This window comes from Pseudomonas sp. B6001, from assembly GCF_013386015.1.
Classification (GTDB): Bacteria; Pseudomonadota; Gammaproteobacteria; order Pseudomonadales; family Pseudomonadaceae; genus Aquipseudomonas.
The window spans coordinates 7,725-8,855 of sequence record NZ_JACAOX010000063.1 but is presented as its reverse complement, the minus strand read 5'-3'; the positions used below and the strand labels follow the sequence as shown (position 1 = coordinate 8,855).

Annotated in this window: 1 protein-coding gene; it reads right to left on the bottom strand. The window is 61.6% G+C overall.

Annotation, left to right across the window (positions count from 1 at the left end):
- The coding region (locus tag HX821_RS31580; RefSeq protein WP_256349008.1) for an Ig-like domain-containing protein at positions 1–1,131 on the bottom strand (1,131 nt) is incomplete at both ends.

Sequence of the window (1,131 nt, the reverse complement as noted above, 5' to 3'; positions counted from 1 at the left end):
TCAGCATCGGCATCGGCGTCCGTATCATCAATATCAACAGCGATCACAGAAGCCGGAACAGACTCGTTGCCTGCTGCATCGGTCAATGTGACAGCCAGTGTTTCGCCGTTAACCTGAAGCGGATCCAGGGTGACTTGAAAATTACCGTCGTCGCCGACCGTGCCAGTGCCGATCACGTTGCCATCGGCGTCTTTCACGGTAACGGTCGCGCGCGGTTCGCCCTTGCCGGTGACGGTGCTGCCATCTTCGCCAACCACCAGGTTGGTTGGGGCATCCGGGGCGATGGTGTCCCCCGCGATGACGATGCCTGGCAGGGATTCCTTGCCCGAGAAGTTGCGCAGGAACACGCGTAGCCGCTCGCCATTGATGTGCAGCGAGTTCAGTTGCACCAGGAATGTGCCGTCATCTGCCACTGTTCCGCTGCCGACCACTTCACCAGCATCGTTGAGGACGATGACTTTGTGGGCCGCGGCGCCTTCACCGCTGAGCGTGTCACCCACGTCACTGATTGCCAGGTTGCGCGGCGCAAGCGGTGTCTCAATATCGGCGACAACCAGCGCACCCGGAGCCGACTCATTGCCGGCAGCGTCTTTGAGCGTGATCGCCAGGCTTTCGCCTTCGGGCGCGGGTGTGTCGAGCGAAACCTGGAAATTGCCATCCGCGCCGACGGTGCCCGTACCGATCACGTTGCCGCTGGCATCCTTGATGCTCACGGCAGCGTTCGGTTCACCTTTACCGCTGACAGTTGCGCCATCGGCACTGATCACCAGGTTGGTCGGCGCATCCGGGGCGGTGCTGTCGCCCGCCACCACGGGGCTGGCGGACGATTCATTGCCGGCAGCATCCTTGAGGGTGACTTGCAGGGTTTCGCCATTGGTTTGCGCAGTTCCCAGGGTGACCTGGAAGTTGCCTTCAGCATCCACGGTGCCGGTGCCGAGGACCTCGCCATTGGCATCCTTGATGATCACGGTCGAATTAGGCTCGCCCTTACCGCTGACGGTTGTACCGTCTGCACTGACGGCCAAACCGTTCGGTGCGGCGGGGGCGGTTGTATCACCCGCTACCACAGACGCAGGTTGCGATTCCTGACCCGCTGCATCCTTGAGGACGACTTGCAGGGTTTCGCCATTG